Raw genomic sequence first — 6,807 nt, 5'->3', positions numbered from 1 at the left:
GGCGGCGTACGTCGTGGAGCGCAGGTCGACCAGCAGCCCGCTGCCCAGGGCGTCGAGGACGGCGCCGCCCAGCACGCCGCGCCACACGCCGGCCACGGGTCCGACCCCGGGCAGCGTGACGTCGCCCGAGAGCCGGTAGGCCGGGATGCGGTCGCCGGGGCGCAGCAGCCCGAAGAGCGAGGAGACGACCGCGACCCGGCTCGTCGCCCGGCGGCGGGCGGCGGGGGAGAGGTCCGCGAGGCCGAGGGCGTCGTACAGCACCCCGGTGTAGACGGCGTCGGCGCGGGCCGTGGGCGCCGTGCGGACCCGCGCGTTCAGCGCCACGAGGTCGGCCTGGGTGGCGCCGAGACCGAGGACCCGGGCGGCGTCGTCGCGCCCACCGAGCTGCTCGACCGCGGTGACCAGCCGCTCGCGGGCCGCGGTGAGCACCGGGGAGCCGAGCGAGGGCAGGTCGAGGGGCTTCCCGCGCCGCGGCACGGCCTTGCCCTCGCTGGGAGGCAGCAGGATCAGCACGCGCGCAAGGCTAGGGTGCTGAGCATGCCGAGCAACCGAGTGGTGCGCGTCCGGACGACCGACGACGGGGTCGCCGCCCAGGCGATGCGTGAGGGTGTGGCCCGGATCCGCGAGGAGCTCGAGCTCCCGGACGCGTTCCCGCAGGCCGTCGAGGAGGCGGCCGCCCGGGCGGCCGCCGAGCCGCGCCTGCCCGCCCTCGACCGCACCGACATCCCGTTCGTCACCATCGACCCCGCCTCCTCCATGGACCTCGACCAGGCGCTGCACATCGAGCGCGACGGCGACGGGTACGTCGTCCACTACGCGATCGCCGACCTGGCCGCGTTCATCACGCCGGGCGATCCGGTCGACGCCGAGGCGAACCGGCGGGGCGAGACGCTCTACGGCGCCGACTCCAAGATCCCGCTGCACCCCAAGGTCATCTCCGAGGACGCCGGCTCCCTGCTGCCCGACCAGGTGCGGCCCGCGCTGCTGTGGACGATCCGTGTCGACGCCATCGGCGAGGGCACCGACGTCGACGTCGTCCGGGCGCTGGTGAGGTCGCGCGCCAAGCTCGACTACGCCGGTGTGCAGGCGCAGGTCGACGCCGGGACCGCCGAGGAGGTGTTCACGCTGCTGCAGGAGGTGGGCGAGCTGCGCCTGGCCCGGGAGGCGGCCCGTGGCGGGGTCTCCCTGCCGTTGCCGGAGCAGGAGATCGTCATCGACGGCGAGCAGTGGCGGCTGGAGTTCCGCGACCTGCTGCCGGTCGAGACGTGGAACGCCCAGATCTCCCTGCTCACCGGCTTCGGGGCGGCCTCGCTGATGGTCTACGCCCGCGTCGGGCTGCTGCGCACGCTGCCCCCGGCGGACCCGCGCGACGTCCGGCGGCTCCACCGCACCGCCCGGGCGCTGCGCATCGAGTGGCCCGCCGAGCAGGCCTACCCTGACTTCATCCGCACGCTGGACCCCGACGACCCGGCCCACGCGGCGATGATCGTGGCGTGCACCCGGCTCCTGCGCGGCAGCGGGTACGTCGGCTTCGACGGCGAGCTGCCGGAGCAGCCGCTGCACTCGGGCCTGGCCTCGGAGTACGCCCACGTCACCGCACCGCTGCGACGGCTCGTCGACCGCTACGCCGGCGAGATCTGCCTGGCGCTGTGCTCCGGCGAGGACGTGCCGGCCTGGGTGCTCGAGAAGCTCGGCAAGCTGCCCGAGACCATGCGGGAGTCCAGCCGCCGGGCCAACCGGTACGAGAACGCCATCCTCGACCTCGCCGAGGCGCACGTGCTCGCCGGACGCGTCGGCGAGACCTTCCGGGCGGTGGTCGTGGAGGTCGACGACAAGGACGAGCGTCGCGGCGACGTCACGGTCCAGGACCCCGCCATCGAGGCACGCGTCCGGGGCGCCGGCCGGCTGCCGCTGGGCGAGGACGTCGAGGTCGTCCTGGCCGAGGCGGACGTGCTGCAGCGCTCGGTCTCCTTCACCCTGGCCTGACCGGGCGGCGCGACGGCGCCCCGCGCCCTGCAGAAGTCGGTTCGTATCCGTCCAATCCGTGCCCCCCACGGCTCCGAATGACCTGAGTCACACCCGTTGGACGGTGCGCGCAGTCCCGCTGACTAGGAGCGGAGCCCGTCCGGCACGGCGAGCGGGCATCAGTCCGCCCGTCGCTCGCCCGGCGACCAACGTGGGGCGGGTTCCGCGTCAGTGCACCAAGCAACGCATATGCGAAGGAGTCACGATGTTCGGAAAGACTGTCGTACGCGACATGATCAACCGTAGCGCCGAGAACGAGACCGACCGCCGACTGTTCCTGAAGTCGGCCGGGGTCGCGGGTCTCGGCGTCGTCGGTGCCGGTGCCCTGGGTGGCATGGGCACCGTGGCCGCTGGAGCAACCGGCGGGGTCAGCGACGGGGCGGTGCTCAACTTCGCCCTCAACCTGGAGTACCTGGAGGCGGAGTTCTACTCGTACGCCGTCTTCGGCACCGGCCTGGCCGACAAGCTCACCACGGGCAAGGGCAAGCGCGGTGGCGTGCGAGGCGGACGGGCGGTCCCGTTCAAGACGCCCGCCATCGCCAACTCCGCCAAGGAGATCGCCATGGACGAGCTCGACCACGTGAAGTTCCTGCGCAAGGCCCTCGGGTCCGCGAAGGTCTCTCGCCCGGCGATCGACATCCAGGCCAGCTTCACGGCTGCCGCGACGGCGGCCGGGCTGATCCAGCCCGGTCAGACGTTCGACCCGTACGCCGACGAGGACAGCTTCCTCCTCGCGGCGTTCGTCTTCGAGGACGTCGGGGTCACGGCCTACAAGGGTGCTGCTCCCCTCATCCGGAACAAGGCGTACCTGGAGGCGGCGGCCGGCATCCTGGCGGTCGAGGCCTACCACGCGGGCATCATCCGCTCTGCCCTGTACAACAAGGGTCTGCAGACCGCGGCGAAGGCCATCTCCGACGCTCGCGACAGCCTTGACGGCAAGCGCAGCATCGACCAGGGCATCGGTAGCACCAGCTACGCCAACCTCGTCCCGACCGACAGGTTCGGGGTGGCCTTCAGCCGCACCGCACCCCAGGTCCTGAACGTGGTGTACCTGAACCCGAAGAGCGTCCGGAGGGGCGGCTTCTTCCCCAAGGGCGTCAACGGCCCGATCAACACCAGCGGCGGCAAGGGGAAGTGACGCAGATGACCATGCCGATCGAACAGGTCCTTGCCTCGATCGTCCTGGTGGCCGCGTTCCTGCGGATGGCCTGGCTCCTCGCCCGGCCTCCGCACCGCACGCAGGCGTACTGGAGCACGGCCCAGGTGCGCGTGGACGACTGGCTCACCAGCCACGTCCACACCCGGGTCTGACCTCCCGCTCGTGCAGGGGGCCGGCGCCGTCGGTCCCCTGCACGCAGCGCTGCATCACCCCTGCATCACCCCTGCATCACGGAGTCCCCGCCGGGGCACCGCCGCACCGTGCCACGCTGACCTCCCCCTCGGCCGCCACCCACGGAGACGCGATGTTCCAGACCCGCCGGTTCGCACCCCGACCGCGCCGCGCCCATGCCATGGCGCCGCCCGTCGGCCCGCCGGCGCCGCGTCGTACGGCCAGGCTGTGGCCTCTCCTGGGCCCCGCCTTCGTCACCGCGGTGGCCTACGTCGACCCGGGCAACTTCGCCACCAACATCACCGCGGGCTCGACCTACGGCTACCTGCTGGTGTGGGTCATCGTCGCCAGCAACCTGATGGCGATGCTCATCCAGTACCTCTCCGCGAAAGCCGGCGTCGCCACCGGCAAGAGCCTTCCCGCGCTGTGCCGCGACCTCCTCCCTCGCCGGACGGTGCGGGGCCTATGGGTGCAGGCCGAGCTGGTGGCCATCGCCACCGACCTCGCCGAGGTCGTAGGCGGCGCCATCGCGCTCAAGCTGTTGTTCGACCTGCCGCTGATCGCCGGCGGCACCATCACCGCCGTCGTCGCCTTCGCGTTGCTGGGCCTGAAGTCGCGCGGCCACCGACCGTTCGAGGCGGTCATCACCGGGCTGCTCGGGGTCATTCTCCTGGGCTTCGTCTATGACGTCGCGATCAGCGGCGTCGACTCCATGGCCGTGCTCGACGGCACCCTGCCGCGCTTCGCCGGCGCCGACAGCGTCCTCATCGCGGCCGGCATGCTCGGCGCCACGGTGATGCCGCACGCGATCTACCTGCACGGCGGGCTGACCGCCGAGCGCTACCGCCCGCGCACCGACGCGGAGCGTCGTACGATCATGCGCAGCCAGCGGGTGGACGTCGTGGCGGCCATGAGCATCGCCGGCCTGATGAACCTCGCGCTGCTGCTGGTCGCGGCCTCCGCCCTCGCGGGCCAGGGCATCGACACGATCGAGGGTGCCCACCAGGGGCTGATCGACAACCTCGGACCGACCTCCGGCCTGCTGTTCGCGCTGGGGCTGCTCGCCTCCGGCTTCGCGTCCTCGAGTGTCGGCACCCTGTCGGGGCAGGTCGTCATGGAGGGCTTCCTGCGCCGGCAGATCCCGCTCACGCTGCGGCGCCTGGTCACCCTGGCACCCGCGCTGATCGTCATCGGCGCTGGTGTGGACCCGACCAAGGCGCTGGTCGCCTCGCAGGTCGTGCTGTCGTTCGGCATCCCGTTCGCCCTGGTGCCGCTGATCCTCTTCACGCGTCGCCACGACGTGATGGGCTCGCTGGTCAACCGGCGTGCCACCACGGCCGCCGGCGCAGTCGCGGCGGCGCTGATCATCGCGCTCAACGCGGTGCTGCTGATCCAGCTGGCGGCCTGATCCCCGGGCCACGGGTGGCCCCGGAGCCTCGCTTCTGGACCCCGGGGGCCCGCGCGGCGCGGTGACGGTGCGAGTGACCGCGCTGCGAAGCGACGGTACCCCCGCCTGACATCGGGAAACAGCGACGCGCGGGTGGTGGCGGGGCTGCGGCGATCAGCCCTTGGTGAGCCTCACGTAGTCGACATCGCCGGGGAAGTAGTCGCAGTCCTCGGCGCCGGTGCTGGCGGCGTCGCAGTCGAGCTTTCCCCCGACGGTCCACGGCTTCGTGTTGTTGATGGTCCCCGTGGGCTTCTGGATGCGGTTGCGCAATGCCCCGTCGACGTACATCGTCACGTCGGTCGGGGTGCGCACGCACCGAACCACGTGCCACTGGCCGTCGTTGAGCGGGGTCTTGGAACCGATCGCGGCCTGACCGCTCGGCGACTTGAACATGCAGTTCATGATGCCCCTGGGCTGCTGAAGCTTGACCTGGCCGCCGGACGTCGTGGCCTGTCCCTTCTGGACGACGTTGCCGAAGCTGTCGGTCGTGCGATAGCGGATCTCCACGGTGAACCTGCCGTTGCCCGGGTCGAGCGACCCATCGCCGGCATCCTTGACCGTGACGTGATCGACGAGATCGTCCACATCGACAGTGCCACGGCTATGGCGACCGCCCGCGAGCTGATGCGGACGGAGGGTCTGCTCAAGGGGATCTCGTGCGGGGCCGCCGCCGCCGCCGCCCGGCAGGTCGCCAGCCGTCCCGAGAACGCTGGCAAGACCGTCGTGGTCGTCCTGCCGGACACCGGCGAGCGGTACCTGAGCACCGCGCTGTTCCAGGACCTCCGCGACCAGGCATCGGCGCTGACCGTCGGCCAGGATCGCTGACGGTTCCCTCCGCGTTCGACGACCGCCCGGCTGCCCGCTGTCCCGGACCTCCGGGGAGTGGGATGGCCGGGCGGTCGTCGTTTTTCGTGCCGGGAACCGGGCAGGTCGGCCGTGGCTCCGGGGTTGCTGATGGTCCAATACCGGAGTCGGGTCGCCAAGCGGAACCAATGTCGGGCATCATCAAGGGAACACGGGCGACACGTCCGGTCGGTCGACGGCGTCTTCGCCGGGCCATGGCGCGTCGGGCCACTACGGAACCACGGAAGCGAGTACCCACGGATGAGCGATCAGGATCGGCCACGGGACGAGATGCGGACGACGTCGGACCTCTGGCCACGGCGACGGCGCGAGGGGACCGCCCCTGGCGACCAGGACGCGGGTAGCGGCGATAGCTCCCTCCAGCTCCACCAGATGCCCGCGTCGGGCGCGTCCGACCTGCGGCCCACCCCCGTGCCGGACAACCCGCCGCGCCGCGTGGCCCGCTCGGCCGCGACGACGAGCGATCCCGCCCAGTCCGACGACCTCCGGCCCGGCCGGCACGACGACAACCCGCTGCGACGGGAGCCACGCGGTGAAACGACTCCCCCGGGGGATCTCCGCGCCCGGGTCGAGCGTATCCAGCGCGAGACCGGGCAGGAGATCGGCGAGCGCCGGGAGCCGGTCCATGTCCGGCCCGACGCGGCGCCTCGCCCCGTCGCCCCGTCACCCGCCAGCCCCCCGCGTCCAGCCGTTCCCGCCTCGGAGTCCCAGGGCCTGCCGGCGGCGATGGACGTGTCGCCTCGCCCGCCTCTCGGGGCCCATCCGTCGGCCGCGCCCGCTCCATCTGGCCAGTCGCCGGAGCGTCCGACGCGCCCGGCCATGGCGCCACAGCCCAACCAGCCCGGCGCTGGCACGGGCGCGCAGAGCCAGCCCGGTGGACCGCCGGCGTGGGTACCCGCCCCGCCGCCGGGCCAGTCCCAGCCGCCCTGGATCTCCGGTGGGCAGGCTCCGCCGCCGGGCCCGCCCGGCTGGGGGGTGCCCCCGCCACCGTGGCAGAACCCGCCGGCCCAGCCACCCTATGGTCAGTCGCCATCCGGTCCGGCACCGTATGGGCAGCCGCCATCCGGTCCGGCACCGTATGGGCAGCCGCCATCCGGTCCGGCACCGTATGGGCAGCCGCCATCCGGTCCGGCACCGTACG

Annotated in this window: 7 protein-coding genes; 5 read left to right on the top strand and 2 right to left on the bottom strand. The window is 72.5% G+C overall.

The genetic code is table 11. The features are described from left to right. Positions 1–513 (bottom strand): YaaA family protein (gene yaaA / locus QZX64_RS09190; protein WP_295658564.1); only part of this gene is annotated, 513 nt, incomplete at its 3' end. Between the two features lie 24 nt (positions 514–537). On the opposite strand from yaaA, the gene QZX64_RS09185 reads away from it, so the two are divergent. The 4 genes from QZX64_RS09185 (at position 538) to QZX64_RS09170 (ending at position 4,763) form a co-directional block, all read left to right on the top strand. Beyond that, the gene (locus QZX64_RS09185) at positions 538–1,986 is read left to right on the top strand and encodes an RNB domain-containing ribonuclease (protein ID WP_295658562.1); all 1,449 of its coding nucleotides are present in this window, start codon (positions 538–540) and stop codon (positions 1,984–1,986) included. A 244-nt stretch (positions 1,987–2,230) separates the two neighbouring features. Further along, entirely contained in the window at positions 2,231–3,163 is a 933-nt protein-coding gene (locus QZX64_RS09180) for a ferritin-like domain-containing protein (RefSeq protein ID WP_295658560.1), read from the top strand. An 11-nt stretch (positions 3,164–3,174) separates the two neighbouring features. Next, positions 3,175–3,336, top strand: coding sequence for a hypothetical protein (locus tag QZX64_RS09175; RefSeq protein WP_295658559.1), 162 nt, complete (start codon positions 3,175–3,177; stop codon positions 3,334–3,336). Between the two features lie 152 nt (positions 3,337–3,488). Then, positions 3,489–4,763, top strand: coding sequence for an Nramp family divalent metal transporter (locus QZX64_RS09170; protein ID WP_366558535.1), 1,275 nt, complete (start codon positions 3,489–3,491; stop codon positions 4,761–4,763). 153 nt (positions 4,764–4,916) lie between these two features. On the opposite strand, the gene QZX64_RS09165 is transcribed toward QZX64_RS09170, so the two are convergent. Continuing rightward, complete coding sequence (locus QZX64_RS09165) at positions 4,917–5,387, bottom strand: laminin G domain-containing protein (protein WP_295658558.1); 471 nt, start codon at positions 5,385–5,387, stop codon at positions 4,917–4,919. On the opposite strand from QZX64_RS09165, the gene QZX64_RS09160 reads away from it, so the two are divergent. Further along, entirely contained in the window at positions 5,295–5,627 is a 333-nt protein-coding gene (locus tag QZX64_RS09160) for a pyridoxal-phosphate dependent enzyme (RefSeq protein ID WP_366558536.1), read from the top strand. The two genes, QZX64_RS09165 and QZX64_RS09160, sit on opposite strands and share 93 nt — an antisense overlap. The last annotated feature ends 1,180 nt before the right edge of the window (positions 5,628–6,807 follow it).

The organism is uncultured Nocardioides sp. (genome assembly GCF_902805925.1).
Taxonomy (GTDB): Bacteria; Actinomycetota; Actinomycetes; order Propionibacteriales; family Nocardioidaceae; genus Nocardioides.
Note: the sequence above shows the minus strand (reverse complement) of the source record. Positions and strands in the feature narration are given on the sequence as shown.

Excerpts from the sequence above, each read along its gene's own strand:
- QZX64_RS09180 (WP_295658560.1), top strand. The coding sequence starts at position 2,231 with ATGTTCGGAAAGACTGTCGTACGCGACATGATCAACCGTAGCGCCGAG.
- QZX64_RS09185 (WP_295658562.1), top strand. The coding sequence starts at position 538 with ATGCCGAGCAACCGAGTGGTGCGCGTCCGGACGACCGACGACGGGGTC.
- QZX64_RS09170 (WP_366558535.1), top strand. The coding sequence starts at position 3,489 with ATGTTCCAGACCCGCCGGTTCGCACCCCGACCGCGCCGCGCCCATGCC.
- QZX64_RS09175 (WP_295658559.1), top strand. The coding sequence starts at position 3,175 with ATGCCGATCGAACAGGTCCTTGCCTCGATCGTCCTGGTGGCCGCGTTC.